The following is a 24,163-nucleotide window of genomic DNA, read 5'->3' on the forward strand; positions in this document are numbered from 1 at the left end:
GTTTTCAAACGGCACCGCGTGCTGCCACCTTGTCCATCGCCCTGGCGAGCTTGAAATCCAGTTCCGTCAGCCCGCCGGCATCATGCGTGTTCAGCGTCACATCCACCCTGGAATAGACGTTGAACCATTCGGGATGGTGGTTGAGTTTCTCGGCCGTAATCGCCGCCTGCGTCATAAAACCGAAGGCCTCGATGAAATTTGAAAACTTGAACGTTTTCGAGATCGAAGAGGCCGCATCGTTGAGCGCCCAGCCCGAAAGCTCGGCCATTCGTGCCTCGGCCGCGGCCCGTTCCAGTCTTTCCTGTTTCATGCCATGGTCCTCTCATCTGTCAGCAGGTTACCGATGAAAGACATCAGCATCCTTTTCGTTTGTATGGGCAATATATGCCGTTCTCCGCTCGCGGAGGGAATTTTTACCCATCTTGTCGCCGAGGCGAGGCTGACCGATCGCTTCACGATCGATTCCGCCGGCACCGGCGACTGGCATGAAGGCGAACCGCCCGACCGCCGTTCGATCGCTGTTGCCCGCAACCATGGCATCGACATAGCAGGGCAACGTGCCCGGCGCATCCGTTCGATCGATTGCGTCAGTGTCGATCTGATCGTCGCCATGACCGCGCCAACGTGGCGGAACTCAACAGGATCGCCTCTCCCGAGGCGAATATCCAGCTGTTCGGCGATATCGCGCTGGGAACGGGGGAGGACATTGCCGACCCCTATTATGGCGGTCCGGAAGGTTTCGAGCTGCTCTATACCAGGCTCTTGGCCGGCTGCAGCAGCCTGCTCGAAACGCTGGTCGCCGGACGTACTTCGTGCAGCGGGAACACCTCCTCGGTGAGATAGGGCCCGCCACCGACCGATTCGCGCGATGAAAGCAGCACGAAACGCGGCGCCGTGAAGGTCGCGGTGTGGAAGTTGCCGCGCCCGCTCAGATATTGCACGACATCGTCGAGCCGCGAGGATTTCAGCCGTGCCAGCGTCACGTGCGGCGTGAATTTGCGCGGATCCGGCGGCAGGCCGATGCGCTGGCAGATGCGTTCGATCTCGGCCTGCAGGGCGTACATTTCAGGCGAGTGAGAAACGCCTGCCCAGACCGAATGCGGCTTCTTTGAACCGAACGAGCCGATGCCTTCGAGCCGGAACTGAAATTCAGGCCGATCGATCCGGTCGAGACGTTCAACGATTTCATCGGCCGTGCGGCCGTCGACATCACCGATGAAGCGTAGCGTGATGTGGTAATTTTCCACATCGATCCATCGTGCTCCGGGGAGGCCACCGCGCAGCAATGAAAGGCTCATTGCCGCATTGCGCGGAATTTCGAGGGCGGTAAACAGTCTCGGCATAACGAGCACTCCCCGAATCTTTTGCAGGTGCTTACACGGAATCACGCAATCAATGGCCGTGCAAGCCCCTAATTCTTCACAGAAGAAATCGTATCGATGAAATTTGTGACATCAGCTTCCATTTTCTCGACCATGACGTCGACACCTCTCGCGTTCGGATGCATGCCGTCATCGAGCTTCAGCCCCGCATCGAGCGCAACCCCGTCGAGGAAGAAGGCATAGAGTCGAACTCCGTGTTTCTCCGAAAGTTTCCGATAAATCGGATTGAAGCGCGCCGCATAATCCGCTCCCATGTTCGGCGGCGCCATCATGCCGACAAGCAGCACCGCTATGCCGCGCGCCTTGAGCCGGGCAATCATCTGGTCGAGATTTTTCTCGCTCTCTTCCGGCGGAATTCCACGCAGCGCATCGTTGGCGCCAAGCTCGAGGATAACGCCATCGGTGCCGTCGGGGACCGACCAGTCGATCCGGGCAAGCCCACCTGTCGTGGTGTCGCCGGAAACCCCGGCATTGGCAATGGAAACGTCGAGCCCCTTCGCCTTCAACGCCGCCTGCAGCTTTTCCGGAAAGCCCTGGCCGGGCGGCAGCTGATAACCCGCCATCAGGCTGTCCCCGAATCCGACGAGATTGATCGTCCGCGCATTCGCTCCAACGGCAAAGATCAGCGACACCGCGATGACGGTGAATTGAAGCGCGGCAACTTTAAATCTCATTCTGGCTTCCCTAGATTGGCGAGGTGCCGTTATGCGGCCATTGCGTTAGAGATTAATATAGGGCGATTTCCGTTGGCAAAAACCATCATCGAGTTGAAGGGCGCCGATCTCACCCTTGGCAGTGCGGCCGCCTCCGTCCATGTTCTGAAGGGTATCGATCTCGATATATCGGCCGGCGAATCCGTCGGCATCGTCGGGCCTTCCGGTTCCGGCAAATCCACTCTGCTGATGGTGCTTGCAGGACTGGAGAAGCTCGACAGCGGCGAAATCAACATCAATGACACGCCGCTCCACGCCCTCAGTGAGGATGAGGTCGCCGATTTCCGCGGCCGCAACATCGGCATCGTCTTCCAGTCCTTCCATCTGATTGCCAACATGACGGCGCTGGAAAACGTCGCGGTGCCGCTGGAGCTCGCCAATATCAGCAACGCCTTCGAAATCGCCCATCGCGAACTGAGTTCGGTCGGTCTCGGCGAACGGCTGAACCACTATCCCGGCCAGCTTTCCGGCGGCGAGCAGCAGCGCGTGGCGATTGCCAGAGCGCTCGCTCCTTCGCCCGCCTTGCTGATTGCCGACGAGCCCACAGGCAATCTCGATACCGAGACCGGCCGACAGATCGCCGACCTTCTTTTCGCCAAGCAGGCCGAGCGCGGCATGACCCTGCTTCTCGTCACCCACGACGTCTCGCTTGCAAACCGCTGCTCGCGCCAGATCCGCGTCCGTTCAGGCAGGATCGAGGGCGACAGCGCTGCCCGCCGCAGCGAAGCGGCAATCGCATGAGCATGGTCACGCCACGCGTCGCGCTCGCTTTTCGCCTGGCGCTTCGCGAGTTGCGAGGCGGCATCCGCGGCTTCTATATCTTTCTGGCCTGCATCGCACTCGGCACCGGGGCGATCGCCTCCGTCAATTCCGTTTCGCAGTCGATCACCGACACGATCGCCTCGCAGGGGCAGGAGCTGCTGGCGGGCGACGTCCGCTTCGAACTCAACAATCGCCAGGCGACACCTCAGGAAATGAGCTTCCTTCAGGGCCTGGGAACCGTTTCGGTTTCAACGGGTCTGCGCTCGATGGCCCGCAAGCCTGACGGTTCCGATCAGGCGCTGGTCGAGGTCAAGGCGGTCGATGACGCCTATCCGCTCTACGGCAGGTTCGTCGCCGAACCGGACTATCCGCTTGCAGCCCTGCTTTCCGGCCAAGGCGGCACCTATGGCGCGGTCGCCGCCCCGCTGCTTCTCGATCGGCTCGGCCTTGCGATCGGCGACGAATTGCTGCTCGGCAATGTCAAGCTCAGCATTACCGGTACAGTGAAGACCGAGCCGGACGCGCTGTCGGAAGGCTTCGGTTTTGCACCGCGTCTGCTTGTCAGCCGACAGGCGCTCGAAGCCTCGGGGCTGATCCAGACCGGAAGTCTGGTTGAACACGCCTATAAGATCCGATTGGAAGACAAGCGCGCCATGTCGGGCATCCAGGCGCGTGCCTCCAAGGAGTTTCCCTCTGCCGGCTGGGCGATCCGCACCAGCGACCGCGCAGCACCCTCGCTCACTGAAAACATCACCCGTTTCTCGCAATTTCTGACGCTGGTCGGCCTCACAGCCCTGATCGTCGGTGGTGTTGGCGTCGCCAACGCCGTGCGTGCTTTCCTCGATTCCAAGCGCACCACCATCGCCACCTTCAAATGCCTCGGCGCTCCGGCCGCCGTCGTCGTTCTGATTTATCTCTTTCAGATCGCCATCATCGCCCTTGGCGGCATTATGGCCGGCCTCGTCATCGGCGCCCTGTCGCCGATCTTTGCAGCACAGTTCCTGGCGCAATTCCTGCCGGTCTCGACCGAGCCGACCCTCTATCCCAGTGCCCTGCTGCTTGCGACGCTCTTCGGCATCCTGACCACGCTCGCCTTCGCCATTCTGCCGCTCGGCCATGCCCGCGAAGTACCGGCCACCGCGCTCTTCCGCGAGCAGGGTTTTGAGGCCCGCCGTCTACCGTCCTGGCCCTATATCCTGCTTGCCGCCCTCTTCATGGCTGCCCTTGCCGGCCTTGCCATCCTCACCGCCTATGATCGTTTCATCGCCGTCGTCTTCGTCGGCGCAATCGTCTTCGCCTTCGTCGTCCTGCGCCTCGTCGCCGCCTTGATCGCCTGGCTCGCGCGCCGCAGCCCGCGCGTTCATTCGCCGGCGCTCAGGCTCGCAATCGGCAACATCCACCGCCCCGGCGCGCTGACGCCATCGGTCGTGCTCTCGCTCGGCCTTGGCCTGGCATTGCTGGTGACCCTGACCCTGATCGACGGCAACCTGCGCCAGCAGCTGACCGGCCGAATGAACGAGGGTGCACCCAACTTCTTCTTCGTCGATATTCAGAGTGCCGAGGTCGACGCCTTCCGCAATCTTGTCCAGACGCAGGCGCCGAAGGGCAAGTTGATGGAGGTGCCGATGCTGCGCGGCCGGATCGTCGCCTTCAACGGCGAGGACGTCACCAAGATGAATGTGCCGGCCGCCGGCCGATGGGTGCTGAACGGCGATCGCGGCATCACCTACGCCGACACGCTGCCGGAAAATGCTGCACTCACCGAAGGCAGCTGGTGGCACAAGGATTACAGCGGCGAGCCGCTCGTCTCCTTCTCCTCGGAAGAGGCGCACGAGCTCGGCCTCAAGATCGGCGATACCGTGACCGTCAACGTGCTGGGTCGCAATATCACGGCAAAGATTGCCAATCTGCGCCGCGTCCAATGGGAATCACTGTCGATCAATTTTGTCATGGTCTTCTCACCGAACACCTTCCGCGGCGCCCCGCATGCCTGGCTGGCGACCCTGACCGATCCCTCCTCGACGCCGGCCGAAGATGCGGCGATCCTGAAATCCGTCACCAATACCTATCCGACGATCACCAGCGTGCGAGTCAAGGACGCGATCGACATCGTCAACCAGCTCGTCGGGCAGCTTGCGACAGCGATCCGTGCCGCGGCATCGGTGGCGCTCATCGCCTCGATTCTTGTCCTGGCCGGTGCGCTCGCCGCCGGCAACAGGGCGCGCACCCACGATGCGGTGGTGCTGAAGACGCTCGGCGCCACGCGCGCCATGCTGATTCGTGCCTTCAGCTACGAATATCTGATCCTCGGACTGGCGACTGCGATCTTCGCACTCTTTGCCGGCGCCATCGCCGCCTGGTTCATCGTCGCCCGCATCATGCGACTGCCGTCTGCCTTCCTGCCTGACGTGGCGGGCCTGACGCTGGTGACGGCACTCGTTCTGACAGTCGGCATCGGCCTCATCGGCACCTGGCGCATCCTCGGGCAGAAGGCGGCGCCCGTGCTGCGCGAGCTTTGAAGCTGTCCCAAGGCCTTCACCTTACGGCGATTTAACCGGCCGCGCCGTTGCAGGCCCCTTGTTTGCAAAGGGCGAAAGCCTCATATTGTCTGCAGGCATGCTGGAGCTCCGCAGCGGCGCCCGGGTCGAGAACCCGACACCGTATCTCCTTCGGAGCTTGTAAGAGGAAACTATGGCTGATCTTCGTAACTATCAAAGCCGCGTCCAGACCGGCGAGATGATTGATCAAGGCCTGCGCGCATATATGCTCAAGGTCTACAACCTGATGGCGCTGGGCCTGGCGATCACCGGCGTGGCCGCATATCTCGGATTCAACTTCGCGGTCCAGGACGGCCAACTCACCCAGTTTGGCGCGCTTCTGTTCCAGTCGCCGTTGCGCTGGGTCGTCATCCTTGCCCCCCTTGCGGTCGTCTTCTTCCTGAGCTTCCGCATTCATCAGATGAGCGTCTCCGCCGCCCAGACCACCTTCTGGATCTACGCCGCCCTGGTAGGGCTGTCGCTCTCGTCGATCTTCCTGGTCTATACGGGCCAGAGCGTCGTTCAGACCTTCTTCGTCACCGCCGCCTCCTTCGGCGCACTGTCGCTTTACGGCTATACCGCGAAGCGTGACCTGTCGGCGATGGGTTCGTTCCTGATCATGGGCCTCTTCGGCCTGATCATCGCCTCGCTCGTCAACATCTTCCTGGCTTCATCCGCGCTGCAGTTCGCGATCTCGGTGATCGGCGTGCTGATCTTCGCAGGCCTCACCGCCTACGACACGCAGCGGATCAAGGAACTCTACTATGAAGCCGATGACGTCGCTGTCGCCGGTCGCAAGGCGATCATGGGTGCACTGACGCTTTACCTCGACTTCCTCAACCTCTTCATGTTCCTGCTGCAGTTCATGGGCAACCGCAGATAACAGGCGCAATGAGATCGAAAAGGCGGCTTCGGCCGCCTTTTTTGTTGCGCCGGTTTCGCAGGGATGATTTTAGAGGAGCCTGCTCTTCCGATGGACCTGCCGCCTCGATGTCCTTCCTCCTGCGCAACGCCGCCCAAGCCGACATCCCCGCCATCACGGAGATCTATCGTGACTCGGTCCTGAATGGCGTTGCAAGCTACGAGATTGCGCCGCCCTCCGAGGCCGAAATGGCCCAGCGTTTTTCCGCGATAGTTAGTCAGCAATATCCCTACATCGCCGCGGCCGATGGGGACGGGAAACTCCTGGGCTACGCTTATGCGTCGGCCTTCCGCACCCGCCCCGCCTATCGCTGGATGGTGGAGGATTCGATCTACCTGGCCCCCGAAGCCCGCGGCCGTGGCATCGGCAAGGCCCTGATGATCGAGCTGATCGACCGCTGCACCGCGCTTGGTTTTCGTCAGATGGTGGCCGTCATCGGTGGCGCGAGCCCGGCCTCGATCGCGCTTCATCTGAAGGCAGGTTTTGTGGAGGTCGGCCTGATGAAGGGCACCGGCTACAAGCACGGCCACTGGCTGGACACGATGCTCATGCAGCGCAGCCTCGGCGAGGGCATGACAACTGATCCGAATCCCTCCACCTACCCCGGTACGCTGTTTGCGGGCTGATAAGAGTTATTTGTCCACGAGTTTCAAGGTTTTGTCGAATACCTTGAGGACCTGGTTCAACTCGTGTCCGCGCTTCAGGATCATGCCGTTGATATTGATCACGGAATAGGCACCCTGTTTGGCGGCAAGCTTCGGGTTCTTTTCAATCCGGAAGAGCGGCATCTCGCCGGAGCGCTTGAAGACGGAAAAGACCGCTCTGTCCTTCAGATGGTCAATGGCGTAATCGCGCCATTCCCCCTCGCCCACCATGCGGCCGTAGATCCAGAGGATCGCATCCAGCTCGCGCCGGTGGAAAGTCACCGGAAGCGGGTCCTTGCTTTGTTTGTATTCCCTGAGATCGACGATGACCGAGGAACTATTGTCGACGGAGCGGCTTTCGCCGTGTCGCAAATCCGGCTGATCTGTCATCAGGTCTCCAAGGCCTCCGCTTGTGACAGGAGAGTGACAGTTTGCCCGAGCCGCCGCAAATTGCAAGAGCGGCGCTCCTCACATTCGCCGCAGGTCCAGTCACGTTCGCTGGGGACCAAGCAATGCTTTCTCCCCTGTGCCGCATTTCAGTCAAAACAGCGCCTCATTTGCGGGAGATTTATGCATCCCGGTTTGGCGCCAGCGCGCCAAAGGGCCCGGCGGAGCGTATCGACCTTAACCCCAGCCCCGAATACGCTCGGCCGGGCCGCCCGCATTTCACCCGTACTCGGGTGAAATATCAGATGCTTTTTCCCGCCATCACCACGGTCGCGCCGAGGATCGCCGCCGGATCGCCGTCGGCCGTGGCCGACTGTAGCAGGATTGCGCAGCCCTCGAGCTGCGGCCGCTGCAAGACGCTCGCCGGTAGCGTCAGACTGGTCGCCTTGCCATCCCACATGCCGACGGTTTCGACGTTGGTGACGCTGTGCAGATAGGAGATCTTCTTTCCGCTGTTTTCGCCTTTCTCAACGTCGATTGTCTTCTCCTTGTCGAAATAGACCATGACGACATTGGCCTTGCCCTGTCCGGCACCGATCTTGATCTCCAGCTCGTCGCCGCGCATCGCCGCGCTGATGGGAACGGTCAGCCCATTGCCTTCGCTGCTGTAGGTGTCGATCTTGCTGTTGATGCCGGTGAGATCGGCGCCGGCCAAATGGCCGCGCCCGTTGACGATGGCTTGCGGCGTATAGACGTTGCTGCGACCCATCGTCCTGGCATAGCCGTACTGCCGCTCGGTATTTTCCTTCGAGCTCAGCGTATCGGCCCAGCCGAGATAATTCCAGTAGTCGATGTGATAGGCGAGCGCGATGACATCGCCTTGGTTCACCAGCTTGCGGAAGGCGGCATCAGCGGGAGGACAGGAGGAGCAGCCCTGTGACGTGAAAAGCTCGACGACGCCTCTCGGCTTGCCGTCTTCGGCATGCAGCGAGCCTGCAAAAGCAACGCCGGCGATCAGCGAAATCAAGAAACGGGGGGACATTCACCTGCACCTCTTTTTCAGCGCCGGCGGCGTTTAGGAACCGAAGGCTCTGAGACATGAACGTACGAATAATCCTTCCGGGTCCAAACGAAAAGTCACGAACGGGTGAGACGTAGCTCGCCCGGAAAGCGCTGAAAACAAATCATCGTGAGCCCCATCGAATACTGTCGCCGCAAAGAGGAGCCGCCGGAAATTGCTCTCCGGCGGCCATTATCATAGCAATCTCCTAGATCCGGATGATTTCAGGCCGATTCGGCCTAAAATCTCAATCCGGATCTACATCAAAGAAGCAGAGCATGATGTTTTCCGAAAACCGCTCACACTTTTCGGCATCATGCTCGACAATCAGGCAGCGAGATCACGCAGAACCGTCTGCAGGATGCCGCCATTGTTGAGGTAGATCACCTCGTCGAGCGTATCGACGCGCGACAGCAGCGGAACTTCCTTCACCGTGCCGTCGCCATAGGTGATCTTGGCGATCTTCCTCTCGCGCGGCTTGATCTTGTCCAGCCCCTCGATGGTGACGAGCTCGTCGCCCTTGAGGCCGAGGCTCTGCCAGGTCGTGCCCTCTTCGAAGACGAAGGGGATGACGCCCATGCCGACCAGGTTCGAGCGATGGATGCGCTCGAAGCTCTGGGCGATCACGGCCTTGACGCCGAGCAGGTTGGTGCCCTTGGCAGCCCAGTCGCGCGAGGAGCCGTTGCCGTATTCGACGCCGGCGAAGATGACGAGCGGCACGCCTTCGGCCTTGTACTGCATGGCGGCGTCGTAGATCGATGTCTCTTCCTTCGACGGGTAGTGGATCGTGTAGCCGCCTTCCTTGCCGTTCGGGCCGAGCATGTGATTGCGGATGCGGATATTGGCGAAGGTGCCGCGCATCATCACTTCATGGTTGCCGCGCCGCGTGCCGTATTGGTTGAAGTCGGCAACGGCAACGTCATGGCCGATGAGGTATGCGCCGGCCGGCGACGCCGCCTTGATCGAACCGGCCGGAGAGATGTGGTCGGTGGTGATCTTGTCACCGAACAGGCCGAGGACGCGGGCGCCCTTGATGTCGGAGACGCCGGTGCCCTTCTTGCCCATGCCGACGAAATAGGGCGGGTTCTGGACATAGGTGGAGTTGTCGTCCCAGGCATAGGTCTGGCCCGGCGGGACCTGGACGGCCTGCCAGTTGGCATCACCCTTGAAGACGTCGGCATACTTGGTTTCGTAGAGTTCGCGGGTGACGTATTTCTGGATGAACTCCTGCACCTCGTGCGAGGTCGGCCAGATATCCTTGAGGTAGACCGGCTTGCCGTTCTGGTCTTCGCCGATTGGCTCCTTGGTCAGGTCCTTCTGGACCGTGCCGGCAAGAGCGTAGGCGACGACAAGCGGCGGCGAAGCGAGATAGTTCGCCTGGACGTCGGGCGAGATGCGGCCTTCGAAGTTGCGGTTGCCGGAGAGCACGCCGGAAACAATCAGACCCTTGTCATTGATCGTCTTGGAGATCGGCGCCGGCAGCGGGCCGGAGTTGCCGATGCAGGTGGTGCAGCCGAAGCCGACGAGGTTGAAGCCGAGCTTATCGAGGTCGGCCTGCAGGCCCGACTTGGCGAGATATTCGCCGACGACCTGCGATCCGGGCGCGAGCGACGTCTTGACCCACGGCTTGGTCTTCAGCCCCTTGGCAACGGCGTTGCGGGCGAGAAGGCCGGCAGCGATCAGCACCGACGGGTTGGAGGTGTTGGTGCAGGAGGTGATGGCGGCAATCGCGACATCGCCATGGCCGAGATCGAAATCGGTGCCTTCGACTGCATAGCGGTTGTTGAGCTGCCCGGGCTTCTTGTAGTCGGCTTCCATCGACGTCGCGAAGCCGGAAGCGATGTTTTCAAGCGCGATGCGGCCTTCCGGACGCTTGGGGCCTGCCATCGACGGCACGACGTCGCCGAGGTCGAGCTCCAGCGTATCGGTGAAGACGAGGTCGGAACCGTCGCCTTCGCGCCACATGCCCTGGGCCTTCGAATAGGCTTCGACAAGCGCGATGCGATCATGCGTGCGGCCGGACATGGTGAGATAGTTGATGGTTTCGCCGTCAACCGGGAAGAAGCCGCAGGTCGCGCCGTATTCCGGACCCATGTTGCCGATCGTCGCACGGTCGGCGAGCGGCATGTTGTCCATGCCGGGGCCGAAGAATTCGACGAACTTGGAAACGACACCCTTCTTGCGCAGCATCTGCACGACGGTCAGAACGAGGTCGGTCGCGGTGACACCTTCCTTGAGCTTGCCGGTCAGCTTGAAGCCGATAACTTCGGGCAGAAGCATCGAAACCGGCTGGCCGAGCATGGCGGCTTCAGCCTCGATACCGCCCACACCCCAGCCGAGAACGCCGAGACCGTTGATCATCGTCGTGTGGCTGTCGGTGCCGACGCAGGTGTCGGGATAGGCGATCGTCTCGCCGTCCTCTTCCTTGGTCCAGACGGTCTGGCCGAGATATTCGAGATTGACCTGGTGACAGATGCCGGTGCCCGGAGGAACGACGCGGAAATTCTTGAACGCCTGCTGGCCCCACTTCAGGAAACGGTAGCGTTCGCCGTTGCGCTGATATTCCAGCTCGACATTCTTGGCGAAGGCCTGCGGCGTGCCGAATTCGTCGACGATGACGGAGTGATCGATGACGAGATCGACGGGAACGAGCGGGTTGATCTTCTCGGGATCACCGCCGAGCGACACCATCGCGTCGCGCATCGCGGCCAGATCGACGACCGCGGGAACGCCGGTGAAGTCCTGCATCAGCACGCGCGCCGGGCGATAGGCGATTTCGTTTTCGACCGCACCCTTGTTGTTCAGCCACGCGGCAACGGCGAGGATGTGCTCCTTGGTGACCGACTGGCCGTCTTCGAAGCGCAGCAGGTTTTCGAGCAGCACTTTCATCGAATAGGGAAGCTTCGATACGCCGGCCAGACCGTTTGCCTCAGCCTTGGGCAGGCTGTAATAGACATAGTCCTTCCCGTTCACGGAAAGCGTGGAACGACAATTGAAACTGTCAAGAGATTTAGACACGAGAAACCCCGTTCTGATAGCCAACACAGTCGTGCGAACGCCTATGCACTTAATGCACATCAGGATGCGGGTACGGCCATTTCCGCTGTCCGCACGTGAAGCAGATGCTCCAAGTTCGGCGCAAGGATGAAATTCACGCCGACCGCTGGCGTGGTTGCCGGTCTTATAGATAATTTCCTAAAAACTTGCCATACCCGACCACGGTCAAAATCGGAGATTTTTTGACCCTCCCGTGAGCCGAAACGAAGAAAGAGCCGACGCATGCAACTCACCGCCGAAAATCTGGCTGCAAGGCGCGGTGAGGATCTCATTTTCGTAAACATTTCCTTTCACTTGACAGCAGGAGAAGCCCTTGTCCTGACCGGCAAAAATGGATCGGGAAAATCCACTTTGCTGCGCGTTGCCGCCGGTCTTCTGAAGCCCGAAAAGGGAACTGTCATCTTCCGCGATAAAGAGAGCCCGCAAGGCCGCCCTCCGGGCGAGGTCAGCCACTACCTCGGCCACCGAAATGCCATGAAGAATGAACTTACGGTTGCGGAGAATTTGGAATTCTGGCAGTCCTTCCTCAGCAGCCCGGGCGCCGCCGGCCTCCCTCTCGAAGACGCCGCCGAAGCCGTCGGCCTCTCGGGGATCACCCACCTTCCCTTCGGCTATCTCTCCGCCGGCCAGCAGCGCCGCTTCGCCTTCGCCAAGCTGCTCGTCGCCCACCGCCCCATCTGGATTCTCGATGAACCCACGGCGGCACTGGATGCGAGCGCCGACCGGCTGTTTGCCGCACTGATCGAGGCGCATCTAGCCAAGGGCGGCATCGTGCTCGCGGCGACGCATCAGCCGCTGGGATTGAACAATGTGCAGGAAATGAAGATGGCGGGCTTCGCCGGTGTGGATCAGGGGGTGTGGGGGTGATGGTTCTCGATGTGGCTACCACCCTTGTGGGGGAGATGCCTGGCAGGGCAGAGAGGGGTATCGCCCCATCAACAGCACCTGAAGAGAGCCGCCCCGCATGACCGCCCTCTTCCTCCGCGACCTCAAACTCTCCATCCGCGCCGGCGGCGGTGCACTGATCGGCGTGTTGTTCTTCCTGACCGTCGTCGCCGTCATCCCTTTCGGCGTCGGCCCTGACCTCAAGCTTCTCTCCCGCATCGGCCCCGCCATCGTCTGGATCGGCGCACTGCTCGCCGCCCTTCTCGGCCTCGACCGCCTGTTCCAGGCCGAGCGCGACGACGGATCGCTCGACTTGATGCTGATGCAGGAAACGCCGCTGGTCCTGACCGTGCTCCTCAAATGCTTCGCCCACTGGACCGCGACCAGCCTGCCGCTGGTCATCGCTTCGCCGCTGCTCGGCCTGTTCATGAACATGGACGAGAGGGCGATCGGCGCCACAGTGCTGACGCTCTTCGTCGGATCGCCGGCGATCACCTTCATCGGCGCCGTCGGCGCTGCCGTCGCCGTCGCTCTGCCCCGCGGTGGGCTGCTGGTGTCGATCCTCGTGCTGCCGCTGACCATTCCGGTACTGATCTTCGGCGTCAGCGCGACCTATGCCGCGGTCGAGGAGCCGGCGCCATTTCTGCCGCCCTTCCTCATATTGATCGCACTGACGCTGTTCTTCGCGGTCATCGGCCCGGCCGCCGCCGCACTTGCGCTGCGAAACACGTCGGATTGAAAGCCATTCGATTGCGGGAAAAGCCGGATCAAGGTAAGGAAGCGGTCATGAGCCAAACCAGCCTTGCCATCAGCAAAATCAGCGATCTCGCCAACCCGACGCGGTTCCTGGCGCTGGCGGCCCGCATCATTCCCTGGATGGCCGGCATCACCACCCTCTGTTTTGCGGTCGGTCTTTATCTGAGCTTCACGACCGAAGGCGATTACCAGCAGGGCGAGACCGTGCGCATCATGTATATCCACGTGCCCGCGGCCTGGCTTTCGATGATGTGTTACACGATCATGAGCCTCTCGGCGATCGGCACGCTCGTCTGGCGCCACCCGCTCGCCGATGTTTCCGCCAAATCAGCAGCCCCGCTCGGCGCCGCCTTTACCCTGATTGCGCTCATCACCGGTTCGCTCTGGGGCAAGCCGATGTGGGGCACCTGGTGGGTCTGGGATGCGAGGCTCACCTCCGTCTTCATCCTCTTCCTGATGTATCTCGGCCTCATTGCGCTGAGCCGCGCCATCGACGATCCGTCGCGGGCGGCGCGCGTTTGCGCCGTGCTCATCCTGGTCGGCTTCGTCAACATCCCGATCATCAAGTTTTCCGTCGACTGGTGGAACACGCTGCATCAGCCGGCAAGCGTGATGCGCCTTGGCGGCCCGGCGATTGATCCGGAATTCCTGCGCCCGCTTTTCGTCATGGCGATCGCCTTCACCCTGCTGTTCTTCACGCTGCATATCATAGCCATGAGAAACGAGATCTGGCGCCGCCGTGTCGCCGCCCAGCGCCGTCTCGCCGCCCGCATGGCGAGCCGGGAGGAATAGGCCGTGACGCACGCCTTCTATGTCTATGCATCCTATGGCATCGCCGCATTGGTGACGATCGCCGTCATCCTGTGGACCTGGGCCGACGGCCGGGCGCGTCGCCGCGAGCTTGCAAGCCTCGAAGCCGCCGGTATCCGCCGCCGCTCGGCGCGGCCAAAGGATGGCGAATGACCGAGACGCCCAATACCAAAACTGCCAAGCCAGGTGGATTTGGCCGCTATGCACTGGCGCTTCTGCCGCTGATCGTGTTCGGCGGCATTGCCGCGACGGCCGCGAAGATGCTCTACGACCAGGATTTTCACGGCAAGAACATCGCCGAAATTCCGTCCGCCCTGATCGGCACCAAGGCGCCGTCGCTGAGCCTTCCTCCGCTCGAGGGCGCCAACCTGCCGGCGCTGACCGACGCCGCAGTCAGCGGCAAGCTGACCCTCGTCAACGTCTTCGCCTCATGGTGCATCCCCTGCCGCGACGAGCACCCTATCCTGAAGGAACTGGCGAAAGACGGCCGGCTAAACATTGTCGCCATCAATTACAAGGACAAGAACGAGAACGCCCTGCGCTTCCTCGGCGAACTCGGCAATCCCTATCAGGCGATCGGAATCGATCCGAACGGCAAGGCGGCGATCGACTGGGGCGTGTACGGCATTCCGGAAAGCTACCTCGTCGGCACGGACGGCACCATCCTCTACAAACGCGTCGGCCCCTTCGACGAGATCAGCCTGAAGGAAGGCCTATATCCGGCGATGGAAAGGGCGCTGGGAAAGCCGGCGTCGTAGTCACCAGGCAGGACACCCCTCCCCACAGGGAGGCGCTTCACTTGTCGCACCGCCTTTCCAAATCCTATTCTAACAACTCACTGCTTGTTGCTGTCGAGAGCCGACCGAAATGTAAGGTCAGATCGCGAACGAGCGAGCAAAATGCCGATCTGGCAGTCGGTCCCCTGCTCCGAAAAGCTTCTTCCTCAGCGTACCGTCCGAATAAGCGGTTTTGTATCGTCCGCGCTCCTGTAATCTCGGAACGACATGATTGACGAAATCCTCGTAGCTCTCCGGAACGACAGTTCTGGTGAGATTGAAGCCGTCGATCTCGCCCTCGTCCATCCACGAAATCATCTCCGACGCCACGCTGTCGCCATCCCCTACGATGAGTGGATAGCGCCCTCCAATCTTGAGTTCCTCCAAAAGCTGACGCTTCGTCCAACGCTTCTCCTGCGCCAGCTGAGTGACAGATTGGATGGAGTTGGAGGTTCCGTAGGAGATCGGTTCGTCCAGCCCGAACCTGGAGAGGTCGATCCCGGTGCCAGCAGAAAAGTGAGCCAGCCCGGCTTCGGGGTTGGCGTAGCTGAGATAATCCCGGTATAGATCCTGCGCCGCGCTCCGTGTCGCGCCGGTTATGACCGTTATGCCGACGAATATCTTTACATCGTCGGCATTCCGACCGGCACTGACCGCTCCCTCGCGGATGGCGCGCGCGGTCTTGCGAGCGGCTGCCTTGTCGACTGCGGTGATGAATACACATTCCGCGTGTTTCGCAGCGAATTCCTTTCCACGACCCGAGGTGCCGGCCTGATAAAGGACCGGCGTGCGTTGAGGGGAAGGCTCCGCCAAATGATAACCGGTGGCCTTGTAGTAGAGGCCATCGTGCATGACCGGCCTCACTCTGTTCGGATCTGCGTACCTGCGGCCTTCCTTGTCCAGCAAGACAGCCTCGTCTGACCAGCTCCCCTCCCAGAGCTTATAGAGGACCTCGAGGTACTCGTCGGCCCGCTCATATCGGCTGTCATGCTCCGATTGCGCGTCTTGCCCGACCGCACGCGCCGCACTGTCGAGATAGCCCGTAACGATGTTCCACCCAAGCCGACCCCCGGTAAGGTGGTCGAGGGTCGACATCCGGCGCGCAAACAGATAGGGCGGCTCACCATTCACGTTTACGGTGACACCGAAACCAAGGTGTTGTGTCACGGCCGCCATTGCCGAGATCAGCAAGAGTGGATCATTGACAGGCAGCTGGATCGATTCCCGGAGCGTCAGATCGGCTGATCTCTGATAAACATCGTAGACGCCAACGATATCCGCCAGGAAAATTCCGTCGAAAAGACCGCGATCGAGCGTCTTCGCAAGCGACGTCCAATAGTCGAGTGTCTTGTATTTGTGGGATTGATCACGCGGGTGCGCCCATAGACCGTGATTGATGTGGCCCACCGAATTCATGTTGAACGCGTTGATCAGCAGTTTTTTTGTCATCGTAAAATCGCCTAGATGGCACCGTGTCGCGGCGGGGCGCGCTCATTCAGGTAATAGTTTCCGATAGCCTGGTGCTTCCAACGGACCGGGTCGTGGAGTGTGTGCGTTCTGACATTGCGCCAGTATCGGTCGAGGTTAAGCTCGCTCGCCGTGGCGGAGGTGCCTGACAATTCGAACAATTTCGTTGCTGCCAGCAGACCAGCTTTTGTCGTTAGAATTCTGGCTTCGGCTACTGCCACCGATGCCGCGGCTACCGTGGCTTCTGTCGGCGTGGATTGTGCGTCATCCACAAAGCGGGATGCCCGACGCAACAATGCCGCGGCGGCTTTTAGCTTGACGTTCACCTGGCCCACTGCGCTGACCGTCAGCGGGTCGTCGGAGGCTCTACCGACATTGGCGTCAATCCACGGCCTGGCTCGCTCGCGGACGAAGCGCTTCATTTCTTCATGTGCTCCGACGCCGATGCCGTAATCAATGGCCGCGTGCATCAGCTGGGCGAAAGGCCCGATCGTAGTCGGCGTATCGAACGAAGCCTGGAATGGTATGATCCACCGTTCTTCGACGCGAACGTTATCGAACGTCACGGAGCCGCTGCCGGTTACGCGCTGCCCGAAGCCGTCCCAGTCGTCGATGACGGCGACGCCGTCCGATGTTCTTGGAACCATAACCAGATAGGAGACCTGCCCGCCTCCCTCCTGCGCGACAGCAAGGGTCGGTATCCAATGCGCAAAGATCGCCCCGGTGCAATAGAATTTGCGCCCGCTGACGATCCAATCGCCGTTCTCCTGGCGCAAGGAGGTTCTTCTTTTGAAATCCTTATTGCCAATCTCCGCAAGCGCATTGCCAAAACGCTCGCCGGCGAGGACGCGATCGTAGAAAAAGCGCTTCTGCTCCCAGCTTCCGCCGACGCGTAGCACCTCAAGGGCATAGAAATGGTTCTGAGGAATCTGCGAAAGCGATCCGTCGGCCGCCCCGATCGTCGATATGATATCCGCGACCGTCTTGGAGCCGAGCGCCGGGCCGCCGAACTCCTTTGGAACGGTGACACCCCAAAGGCCACTCTGGGAGAACTGTTCAACCTCGCTCCAGGGAAGTTCGCGACCGCGATCCCTTTCGGAAGCCGTCACCGCAAAACCGGCGGCGAGCTTATCGGCTACTTCGAGGGCTTGCTCATGGCTACCAATGACCGGCGGGACACCTGACGGCCGAGGGGCCGGCGCGGCAGCTTTTGCTTCATCACTCATCACTAGTTCCATTGATGCCGCTTGGGAAAAATGTCGTTCAGTTCGAAATTGCCCACAAGGTGATACTTCCAACGAACCGGATCGTGCAGAGTGTGCGTTCTTGCATTCCTCCAATGGCGGTCAAGATTGTGGGAGGCGCGCGTGGCCGAGGAACCCGCTAGATCGAAAAGCATCTCGCTTGCCTCCAGCGCGACTTCGGTCGTGAGTATCTTTGCGTTCGCCACCGCTACAGAAGCCTCTGCGCTGGAACGTTCGGTCACAGGCCGCCTCGCGATCTCATCTAGCGCGGCAGCGGCCTCATAGAGCACCTCCTGCGCCGCGTGGTAGCTCGTGTAAAGGTTTCCGATTTCGTGGATGATAGTCGGGTCGTCCGCGGCGCGCTCGCCGCCGAAATCGACCCAAGGGCGTGCCCGGTCTCGAACGAAGGACACCGCATCGGATATTGCCGCGCCAGCAATGCCGCAATCGATCGCGGCCTGTATCAATTGCGAAGTGGGACCGGCGAGCCCCGGCCTGTCCTTGAACTCGGCCATCCGGAAAATAAGATCGGGATCGGCCGCTGCGTCGTCGAAGATGACCGATCCGCTTGCCGTTGTCCGTTGCCCGAAGGAAGACCAGTCGTCGACAACCTTCACACCGGGCTGGTCTCGACGAAGCCAGACCTGGACTGTGTTATCGTCGTCATCAACCGCACGGGTTGGAATCCAATGGGCGAATATTGCACTGGTCGAATAGAAACGCCTCCCCGTGAGCCTCGGCTCTCCGTTGACCATCGATAGTCGAGTTGTGCTCGCCGTAACCACCCGGCTGCCTTTCTCCGGTCCGGCATTTCCGATCCGATGACCGTTGAGCACGTCACCGAAAATGCGGGTCTTTTGGGTCTCGGCCCCGATATCACGGAGCAAAGCGAGCACGCCGAACTGATTTTGCGGAAGTTGGCCGAGGGATGGATCGGCCTCACACAGCATTTCGAACACCTTCGCGACAGTTACCAACGAGACATCAGCGCCGCCAAACTCGCGCGGAACCGTGATACCGCCAAGACCGCTCGCAGTGTATTCCTCTATCTCATCCCAAGGCAGTCGTCGTTCGCGGTCTCGCGACGACGCCTCGATTTTGAAATGCGCGGCCAATTTCTCCGCTATCGCCAGCGCCTCGACGTCGCTTGTGATCAAATGCGGCTTTGCGGGCGGACGCGGCAGTCGATTTTCAACCGGCCGATGAGACACATTGTCAGCCATCATTGACCTCATCGTGCCTTCAGGCGGCGTACTACAGCGTCGCCGCCAAGCTGTACGACACATACCAAGGCAATGAGCACGACGATTACCGCCACCATAACGGTCGTGTCAAAACGCTGATACCCGTACCGGATTGCCATATCACCCAGGCCTCCTGCACCCACGGCACCTGCCATCGCTGAGGCGCCGATCATGCTGACGACGGTGATCGTGAAGCCGCCGACGATTCCGGGAAGCGCCTCCGGAAGCAGGACGTGCCTGACGATATGCCATCTCCTGCAGCCGATGGCTTGGGCTGCCTCAATCAGCCCGCCATCGACCTCGCGCAGGCTGACTTCCGCAATTCTAGCGAAGAACGGCGTCGCACTTATTGAAAGCGGCACGACCGCGGCCCACACCCCGATTGTGGTTCCGGTAATCAACCGAGTGAGGGGTAACAGCGCGACTAGCAACACGATGAATGGCGTTGCTCTAAAACCGTTGATGACTGCCGCCAAAGAGCGTTGGGCATAAGGAGCCTTTATGAGCCCGCCTGGGGCAGCTAGAACGAGGAAGACTGCAAGCGGGATACCGGCGGCCAGTGCGATCAGAGCCGATGTGCCCACCATGAGAACGGTGTCCAGCAGCGCCTGCCAGAGGCGCTCATACATCATCGCGGACATAGCCGAGTATCCTTACGTTATCTGCAAGTCCCTCGAATCTGGAGAGACCGACTTGATCGTCTGCGTCAGTTGTCAAAAGTATCCGGCCGTACGCGTGGCCTTGGATCCGGTCCACTATGCTCTGAACGATCTGCACCGATGAGCCGACGACCCTCGCCAACTCCTGAAGCTTGATACCCTCACGCCCATTGCCCCCGTAGGTGAGTTCAATGAGCGCCCGTTGGTAAAAATGCTCGCGCGCAGATGTCAGCCGGTCCGCGATATCGCGCGGAATACCAGGCTCCAGCGGCTTGAGCAGTGCCTTTGTGGCTGCATGGCCGGGCTTGCTGAAAATCTCCCAGGTCTTGCCAGCCTCGGCAACCTGGCCGCCTTCGAGCACAACGACATCATCACAGATCTCACGCACGACGCTCATCTCGTGCGTGATCAGCAGGATTGTGATGCCGAGCGAGCGATTGATGTCTTTGAGCAATTGGAGAATAGAGAGCGTGGTCTCCGGATCAAGCGCGGAGGTCGCCTCGTCGCAAAGGAGAATTTCAGGTCGGTTCACCAGCGCCCTCGCGATCCCTACCCTCTGTTTCTGCCCACCTGACAAACGCGAGGGGTAGGCGTCCTGCTTCCCTTCGAGGCCGACAAGCCGCAAAACATCAGCAACGCGCTCGTCAATTTCGAGCTTGGGCACACCCGCCACTATCAGAGGGAGCGCGACATTGCCCCAGACGGTTTTAGCCGACAGCAAATTGAAGTGTTGAAAGATCATTCCGACCTTGCGTCGGAATGTCACGAGTTCGTCGTCACTTAGCGACCGGACGTCAACCCCGTCTACGACGACGCTGCCCTCGGTCGCGGTCTCCAGCCGATTCACAGTGCGGAGCAGGCTCGATTTCCCTGCTCCGCTGCGCCCTATGATGCCGAAGATCGAGCCTCGTGCGACGTCTATCGTAATGCCTTTGAGAGCGTGGACGGAGCCCTTTTGTGTGTCATAGGTCTTTCCCACGCCGTCGAACGAGACGGCGATTGCCCGCGCGGGATTGGCCGATAAGCCTTCCCCGTTTTCCGGCGAAGGTGCCTCGATTGGGTCGACCCGGCTTACGGATAAGGCGGTCAATTCGTTGCCACCCAAGGCAGCGTGTAGAGCTTCGTGTCGGATGCGAACGCCTTGTTGATCGCATCCTTCACGGCCTGCGAATTCTGGTAAAGAGTGACCAGCTCCCTGACGGCCGGATCTTCCACGCGGTCGGACTTTACGGCAAAAATGATGGCGAACTGCTTGTCGTCGACACCGGAGTAGAGGAGGCCCGAACTCGGATCGAACGCCTTGGAGGCGACGATAAAGTGAGGGTACCCCTGAGCCAGATCAACATCGCCAGTGACGCGCGCAAGCTGGGGACCCTCGACTTCGGTGAAACTCAGGTTCTTTGGATTCTCAGTGATGTCGTCAAGCGATCCCTTGAACCCAACGCCGTCCTTGAGCTTGAGAAGGCCGGCCCGCTGGAGGAGTAGAAGTCCGCGGCCCTGGTTAACCGGGTCATTCGCTATGGCAACCTTGCCGTTTTCGGGGATATCTTCGAACTTCTTGTACTTGAGCGAGTACAGCCCGATGTTAGCAAGCACACCAATGCCGGCGCTCTTGAAATCATAGCCACGCTCCTTCGTAGCATTGTCGAGGAACGGCTGGTGCTGAAAATAGTTGACGTCGATGTCGCCGGATTGAAGCGCGATATTCGGCGTCGTCCAGTCGCTGAACTCGACCACTTCGAGATCGAGCCCTTTGGCCTTTGCCTCCGGAATCAAGGCTTCAATCGAGTCCGCGTATACGCCAGGAACAACGCCGACCTTCAACGTGGCCGCCGTTGCAGGCAATGAGAAGGACAGCGCGGCCACAGCCACAAGCAATGTTCTAAGCGTAAGTTTCATTGGTTGACCTCTTGTTTTCGAGGGACCAACGTATTGTCTGTGAAATTGATAGACAAAGATGATTTTTGCGAGATGGCTTTCGCTTCGAGAATATTTTCGCAACCCAAAGTCATCGATTCAATCCGGACGTTTGCGGTGGCGGGCGGGAAGCCCGAAGGGCAGTCAGGGCGATGACTACGCCGCGGCCGGAGATTTGCGTCCGCCTAAAAAAATCGGCTTTTTGCGGGACCGCTGCCCTAAATTATGCAGTCATCGTTGGTTCGTCCGGCATGGCGTGATTGGAAACCACCCCGGACTGAAACTGCCTGGGTGGCTTCGCCGATCAAATTGCCGACCACCGACGCAGCCTCGTGGCTTTGCTGAACGATCTGGGGTACCAGATCAATATCTGGAAGGCTGCCCAGCCCGAGTGGCCCCATCGCAAACACCCCATGCGAAGGGTTCGCGCGGGTCCGCCCGCACTCATCTACGACGATGCCGATGTCGAGTTCGTCCCTCGTTGCCAGACCCGCAACAATAAGCGAACGAACGGGTGGGCTATCGGTCCCGGATGGCCGCAAGCGGCAGTCGATCGTCAGATCCGCGGGAAGGACCTCCGGCCCGGTCGGCGCCGAAAACAGCACGCCGTTGGTGGCGATGCAATTTACCTTTCCCTTCCTCACGGCAATCGCGCCGCTTGCGATTGCGTGATGCAGGCGCTGATAGTGCTCCGGTGGCAAGCGATTGCGATGACTGTCGTAAACGGCCTTCACATGACGTTTGAACCGTGCCCGCTCTTCCGGCGCCAGGCCAGTCCAGAGGTCTCGCGCGCGTGACCGAAAACCGTTCATGACGCCCTGCCATCCCGAACCTTCCACGTCGGCTCTGCGCGCGGCCTCGCGTAGGTAGCGGAAAGCACCGCGCAGCGTCTTCGGCACGGGCTGGTCCGTGACGACCGATCCCACCGCAGCGGGAGCATGCGACTGAGGCAGGAACCCCGATTCCGAGATCAGCGTGACATGGGAAATCCTGGAATCAGCCAGCAGCCCGAGCGCCCTGTCGACCGCATGAATGCCACTCCCGATCACGACAGCGCTTTGCGCAGCATCGGCAAGCGCCACATCCGAAGTTTCACGCAGACCATAACCGGTGGCGAGAAAAACGGCATCGAAGCGGGTCGGCTGCTCGGCACCTGCGAAGACCGAATATCCCCCGGCCGGATGCCTGCCGATCGCCGTAATCGCATCCGAACCAAACTGCACGACGACATCGGGCCGATCTGTCAGAGCTTCGGAGAAGCGTTTATAGACATAGCTGCTGAAGATTTCTCCGGGAACGAAGGCGTGCTCGAGACCGGCAGGGTCTGAGGTGAGGCGATCGCGCCATGTATCATCTCTTTCCAGCCAGCGACGGAAATCGTCGGGCAGCGCGGGATCGACGGAAAGATCGCGAACGCGGCTGGTAAGCACAGTCGACGCAGGCTGGCTGATGCCTTCGCTGATATCGATCTTTGCGCGCGGGTCGAACATCACCAGATGGAAAGGGTGATCGACTCTCTTGAAAAGAGCGATTGCGGTCATGATTCCGGTAAAGCCCCGGCCGACGATCGCAATCCGTGCGAGATGGTCGGCTTTCTGGCCATCCGGCCTCGAAGAACGTGACGAGAGAAGAGTCATTCATCGGCTCCTTCTGCGTGTGAGCGCCCGGAACGAGCGCCGCGTAATTCTCCACTAAAATAATAGAAAATACTGTTCCGAACGCAAGCACTATTCGACGCGCTCGGTTGACAACGTGGCGTCGGCGTGCGGCAGGACCGCTGTTCCCTTGCCGACTGGCTGCTTCGCGCCTTCTGAAGCAATGAAGATGCGGGAGATGGACGATTGGAAATTAATTCCCGGCCACGCCGAAAAAAGAGAGGAATTTAGAACAACTGCGTTGATCTGCGGAATTCTTGAACCATCAATTCCAGCGAGGATTGGCTTAACGTCTCTCTTGCGGGTCCTGGCATGGGCTGCAAGAGGAAGGTAGCATGGCGGCTCCATTGGTCAGCTTGAGCAATCTGTCGACAGAGCCAGTTGCTTCGCCTCAGGTTGCCGCGATTTGGCAGGCCCTTTGCGCGGAGGCCGTCAATGCTTTGGCCAAGGACCCCGCACTCACACGCGCCATGAATTCGGCAGTGCTTTATTATGCGAGCTTCGCCCAGGCGCTCGCCCAGCGGGTCGCAATCAAACTGGCCAACCACGACCTCGACCAGGACGAACTGCTGGCGGTAATCGCGCAGGCCTTGATCGCCAATCGCAATATCGTTGCGGATGCCGCTGCGGACCTGACGGCGATCAAGGAGCGCGATCCGTCGAATACGGAAATCCTGACGCCATTTCTATATTTCAAGGGCTTTGTCGCCCTGCAGGGACAACGTGTCGCCCATTGGCTCTGGCATCATGACCGCCTCCATCTGGCGCGCCACATCCAGAGCCGCATTTCTGAAGTCTTTGGCGTCGACATTCATCCCGCCGCCAAGATGGGCAGGAGCATCATGCTCGATCACGGGAGCGGCTTGGTCATCGGTGAGACAGCCATCGTCGAAGACGACGTATCGATCCTCCAGAACGTCACATTGGGAGGAACGGGCAAGGAGACCGGCGACCGACACCCCAAGGTCCGGCGTGGCGCGCTGATCGGAGCAGGCGCCAAGATCCTCGGCAACATCGAAATCGGCGTCGGCGCCAAGGTTGGCGCAGGAAGCGTTGTCGTAAATGCCGTAGCAGCCTACAGATCGGTAGCCGGCGTTCCGGCGAGACAGGTCGGCAAGCGCCATTTCAATCTGCCCGGCATCACGATGGACCAGACCTTATCTGAACCGGAATATACGATATAGAGACGTTCTAGAGCCTTTCATGTTTTGACGGAAGCATAGCCCGCATTTGAGAAGTAGTTGGCGCATTCCTCTGGCTTGATGGTGTCGGCGAGTAAGCCCAGA

Annotated in this window: 23 protein-coding genes and 1 pseudogene; 11 read left to right on the top strand and 13 right to left on the bottom strand. The window is 60.3% G+C overall.

Annotation, left to right across the window (positions count from 1 at the left end):
- Positions 1-4: 4 nt before the first annotated feature.
- Positions 5-310: a 4a-hydroxytetrahydrobiopterin dehydratase gene (locus FHT70_RS23405; protein ID WP_085779737.1), complete on the bottom strand. Its 306-nt coding sequence runs from the start codon at positions 308-310 to the stop codon at positions 5-7.
- Positions 311-343: 33 nt separating this feature from the next.
- On the opposite strand from FHT70_RS23405, the pseudogene FHT70_RS23410 reads away from it, so the two are divergent.
- Positions 344-843, top strand: a pseudogene (locus tag FHT70_RS23410) (low molecular weight protein-tyrosine-phosphatase).
- Here FHT70_RS23410 and thpR read toward each other — a convergent pair.
- Both thpR and FHT70_RS23420 read right to left on the bottom strand, forming a co-directional pair.
- The gene (gene thpR / locus FHT70_RS23415) at positions 750-1,343 is read right to left on the bottom strand and encodes an RNA 2',3'-cyclic phosphodiesterase (RefSeq protein WP_183705155.1); all 594 of its coding nucleotides are present in this window, start codon (positions 1,341-1,343) and stop codon (positions 750-752) included. The pseudogene FHT70_RS23410 and the gene thpR overlap by 94 nt on opposite strands.
- A gap of 68 nt (positions 1,344-1,411) precedes the next feature.
- Positions 1,412-2,056 carry an arylesterase gene (locus FHT70_RS23420; RefSeq protein WP_183705157.1) on the bottom strand — a complete coding sequence of 215 codons (645 nt, stop codon included), beginning with the start codon at positions 2,054-2,056 and terminating at the stop codon, positions 1,412-1,414.
- A 72-nt stretch (positions 2,057-2,128) separates the two neighbouring features.
- On the opposite strand from FHT70_RS23420, the gene FHT70_RS23425 reads away from it, so the two are divergent.
- From FHT70_RS23425 to FHT70_RS23440, 4 genes are all read left to right on the top strand, one after another.
- Positions 2,129-2,836: an ABC transporter ATP-binding protein gene (locus tag FHT70_RS23425; RefSeq protein ID WP_088390967.1), complete on the top strand. Its 708-nt coding sequence runs from the start codon at positions 2,129-2,131 to the stop codon at positions 2,834-2,836.
- Entirely contained in the window at positions 2,833-5,376 is a 2,544-nt protein-coding gene (locus FHT70_RS23430; RefSeq protein ID WP_183705159.1) for an ABC transporter permease, read from the top strand. Before FHT70_RS23425 ends, FHT70_RS23430 begins: the two co-directional genes overlap by 4 nt.
- A 172-nt stretch (positions 5,377-5,548) precedes the next feature.
- Positions 5,549-6,277: a Bax inhibitor-1/YccA family protein gene (locus FHT70_RS23435; protein ID WP_085779743.1), complete on the top strand. Its 729-nt coding sequence runs from the start codon at positions 5,549-5,551 to the stop codon at positions 6,275-6,277.
- 107 nt (positions 6,278-6,384) lie between these two features.
- Entirely contained in the window at positions 6,385-6,942 is a 558-nt protein-coding gene (locus FHT70_RS23440; protein ID WP_183705161.1) for a GNAT family N-acetyltransferase, read from the top strand.
- Between the two features lie 6 nt (positions 6,943-6,948).
- Here FHT70_RS23440 and FHT70_RS23445 read toward each other — a convergent pair whose 3' ends face one another.
- From FHT70_RS23445 to acnA, 3 genes are all read right to left on the bottom strand, one after another.
- A complete protein-coding gene (locus tag FHT70_RS23445; protein WP_085779745.1) occupies positions 6,949-7,350 on the bottom strand; it encodes a DUF2794 domain-containing protein in 402 nt (133 codons plus the stop codon).
- 298 nt (positions 7,351-7,648) lie between these two features.
- Positions 7,649-8,389 (bottom strand): thioredoxin family protein, encoded by a 741-nt coding sequence (locus tag FHT70_RS23450; protein ID WP_085779746.1) that lies wholly within the window; start codon positions 8,387-8,389, stop codon positions 7,649-7,651.
- A 345-nt stretch (positions 8,390-8,734) separates the two neighbouring features.
- Complete coding sequence (acnA, locus tag FHT70_RS23455) at positions 8,735-11,425, bottom strand: aconitate hydratase AcnA (protein ID WP_097598193.1); 2,691 nt, start codon at positions 11,423-11,425, stop codon at positions 8,735-8,737.
- A gap of 261 nt (positions 11,426-11,686) precedes the next feature.
- On the opposite strand from acnA, the gene ccmA reads away from it, so the two are divergent.
- From ccmA to FHT70_RS23480, 5 genes are all read left to right on the top strand, one after another.
- Positions 11,687-12,331, top strand: a complete 645-nt coding sequence (gene ccmA / locus FHT70_RS23460) for a heme ABC exporter ATP-binding protein CcmA (protein WP_183705163.1) — start codon at positions 11,687-11,689, stop codon at positions 12,329-12,331.
- A 97-nt stretch (positions 12,332-12,428) separates the two neighbouring features.
- Positions 12,429-13,088: a heme exporter protein CcmB gene (gene ccmB, locus FHT70_RS23465; protein WP_085779749.1), complete on the top strand. Its 660-nt coding sequence runs from the start codon at positions 12,429-12,431 to the stop codon at positions 13,086-13,088.
- A 47-nt stretch (positions 13,089-13,135) separates the two neighbouring features.
- The gene (locus FHT70_RS23470; protein WP_183705165.1) at positions 13,136-13,897 is read left to right on the top strand and encodes a heme ABC transporter permease; all 762 of its coding nucleotides are present in this window, start codon (positions 13,136-13,138) and stop codon (positions 13,895-13,897) included.
- A gap of 3 nt (positions 13,898-13,900) precedes the next feature.
- Positions 13,901-14,068: a heme exporter protein CcmD gene (gene ccmD, locus FHT70_RS23475; RefSeq protein WP_097598197.1), complete on the top strand. Its 168-nt coding sequence runs from the start codon at positions 13,901-13,903 to the stop codon at positions 14,066-14,068.
- Entirely contained in the window at positions 14,065-14,673 is a 609-nt protein-coding gene (locus FHT70_RS23480; RefSeq protein ID WP_183705167.1) for a DsbE family thiol:disulfide interchange protein, read from the top strand. Before ccmD ends, FHT70_RS23480 begins: the two co-directional genes overlap by 4 nt.
- A gap of 117 nt (positions 14,674-14,790) precedes the next feature.
- Here FHT70_RS23480 and FHT70_RS23485 read toward each other — a convergent pair whose 3' ends face one another.
- The 7 genes from FHT70_RS23485 to FHT70_RS23515 all read right to left on the bottom strand — a co-directional run bounded on the left by FHT70_RS23485 (position 14,791) and on the right by FHT70_RS23515 (position 22,859).
- The gene (locus FHT70_RS23485) at positions 14,791-16,140 is read right to left on the bottom strand and encodes an LLM class flavin-dependent oxidoreductase (protein ID WP_183705169.1); all 1,350 of its coding nucleotides are present in this window, start codon (positions 16,138-16,140) and stop codon (positions 14,791-14,793) included.
- Positions 16,141-16,151: 11 nt separating this feature from the next.
- Positions 16,152-17,384 (bottom strand): SfnB family sulfur acquisition oxidoreductase, encoded by a 1,233-nt coding sequence (locus tag FHT70_RS23490; RefSeq protein WP_210282930.1) that lies wholly within the window; start codon positions 17,382-17,384, stop codon positions 16,152-16,154.
- A gap of 2 nt (positions 17,385-17,386) precedes the next feature.
- Positions 17,387-18,625: an SfnB family sulfur acquisition oxidoreductase gene (locus FHT70_RS23495; protein ID WP_246721949.1), complete on the bottom strand. Its 1,239-nt coding sequence runs from the start codon at positions 18,623-18,625 to the stop codon at positions 17,387-17,389.
- An 8-nt stretch (positions 18,626-18,633) separates the two neighbouring features.
- Positions 18,634-19,287: a methionine ABC transporter permease gene (locus FHT70_RS23500; RefSeq protein ID WP_085779756.1), complete on the bottom strand. Its 654-nt coding sequence runs from the start codon at positions 19,285-19,287 to the stop codon at positions 18,634-18,636.
- Positions 19,268-20,395 (bottom strand): ATP-binding cassette domain-containing protein, encoded by a 1,128-nt coding sequence (locus tag FHT70_RS23505; protein WP_246721951.1) that lies wholly within the window; start codon positions 20,393-20,395, stop codon positions 19,268-19,270. Before FHT70_RS23505 ends, FHT70_RS23500 begins: the two co-directional genes overlap by 20 nt.
- Entirely contained in the window at positions 20,392-21,204 is an 813-nt protein-coding gene (locus FHT70_RS23510; RefSeq protein WP_183705175.1) for a MetQ/NlpA family ABC transporter substrate-binding protein, read from the bottom strand. Before FHT70_RS23510 ends, FHT70_RS23505 begins: the two co-directional genes overlap by 4 nt.
- 236 nt (positions 21,205-21,440) lie before the next feature.
- Positions 21,441-22,859 carry an FAD/NAD(P)-binding protein gene (locus tag FHT70_RS23515; protein ID WP_183705177.1) on the bottom strand — a complete coding sequence of 473 codons (1,419 nt, stop codon included), beginning with the start codon at positions 22,857-22,859 and terminating at the stop codon, positions 21,441-21,443.
- Between the two features lie 353 nt (positions 22,860-23,212).
- Between FHT70_RS23515 and cysE the strand changes: the two genes are divergently transcribed.
- A complete protein-coding gene (gene cysE / locus FHT70_RS23520; RefSeq protein WP_183705179.1) occupies positions 23,213-24,061 on the top strand; it encodes a serine O-acetyltransferase in 849 nt (282 codons plus the stop codon).
- Positions 24,062-24,163 lie beyond the last annotated feature (102 nt).

The organism is Rhizobium sp. BK049 (assembly GCF_014193135.1).
Taxonomy (GTDB): Bacteria; Pseudomonadota; Alphaproteobacteria; order Rhizobiales; family Rhizobiaceae; genus Rhizobium.

Bases quoted from the DNA above. Each gene is read 5' to 3' on its own strand.
- ccmA (WP_183705163.1), top strand. From the start codon at position 11,687: ATGCAACTCACCGCCGAAAATCTGGCTGCAAGGCGCGGTGAGGATCTC.
- FHT70_RS23430 (WP_183705159.1), top strand. From the start codon at position 2,833: ATGAGCATGGTCACGCCACGCGTCGCGCTCGCTTTTCGCCTGGCGCTT.
- FHT70_RS23470 (WP_183705165.1), top strand. From the start codon at position 13,136: ATGAGCCAAACCAGCCTTGCCATCAGCAAAATCAGCGATCTCGCCAAC.
- FHT70_RS23490 (WP_210282930.1), bottom strand. From the start codon at position 17,384: ATGAGTGATGAAGCAAAAGCTGCCGCGCCGGCCCCTCGGCCGTCAGGT.
- thpR (WP_183705155.1), bottom strand. From the start codon at position 1,343: ATGCCGAGACTGTTTACCGCCCTCGAAATTCCGCGCAATGCGGCAATG.
- ccmB (WP_085779749.1), top strand. From the start codon at position 12,429: ATGACCGCCCTCTTCCTCCGCGACCTCAAACTCTCCATCCGCGCCGGC.
- FHT70_RS23515 (WP_183705177.1), bottom strand. From the start codon at position 22,859: ATGACTCTTCTCTCGTCACGTTCTTCGAGGCCGGATGGCCAGAAAGCC.
- FHT70_RS23500 (WP_085779756.1), bottom strand. From the start codon at position 19,287: ATGTCCGCGATGATGTATGAGCGCCTCTGGCAGGCGCTGCTGGACACC.
- FHT70_RS23440 (WP_183705161.1), top strand. From the start codon at position 6,385: ATGTCCTTCCTCCTGCGCAACGCCGCCCAAGCCGACATCCCCGCCATC.
- FHT70_RS23510 (WP_183705175.1), bottom strand. From the start codon at position 21,204: ATGAAACTTACGCTTAGAACATTGCTTGTGGCTGTGGCCGCGCTGTCC.
- FHT70_RS23450 (WP_085779746.1), bottom strand. From the start codon at position 8,389: ATGTCCCCCCGTTTCTTGATTTCGCTGATCGCCGGCGTTGCTTTTGCA.
- FHT70_RS23485 (WP_183705169.1), bottom strand. From the start codon at position 16,140: ATGACAAAAAAACTGCTGATCAACGCGTTCAACATGAATTCGGTGGGC.
- FHT70_RS23405 (WP_085779737.1), bottom strand. From the start codon at position 310: ATGAAACAGGAAAGACTGGAACGGGCCGCGGCCGAGGCACGAATGGCC.
- FHT70_RS23435 (WP_085779743.1), top strand. From the start codon at position 5,549: ATGGCTGATCTTCGTAACTATCAAAGCCGCGTCCAGACCGGCGAGATG.
- cysE (WP_183705179.1), top strand. From the start codon at position 23,213: ATGGCGGCTCCATTGGTCAGCTTGAGCAATCTGTCGACAGAGCCAGTT.
- FHT70_RS23495 (WP_246721949.1), bottom strand. From the start codon at position 18,625: ATGGCTGACAATGTGTCTCATCGGCCGGTTGAAAATCGACTGCCGCGT.
- FHT70_RS23420 (WP_183705157.1), bottom strand. From the start codon at position 2,056: ATGAGATTTAAAGTTGCCGCGCTTCAATTCACCGTCATCGCGGTGTCG.
- FHT70_RS23480 (WP_183705167.1), top strand. From the start codon at position 14,065: ATGACCGAGACGCCCAATACCAAAACTGCCAAGCCAGGTGGATTTGGC.
- FHT70_RS23445 (WP_085779745.1), bottom strand. From the start codon at position 7,350: ATGACAGATCAGCCGGATTTGCGACACGGCGAAAGCCGCTCCGTCGAC.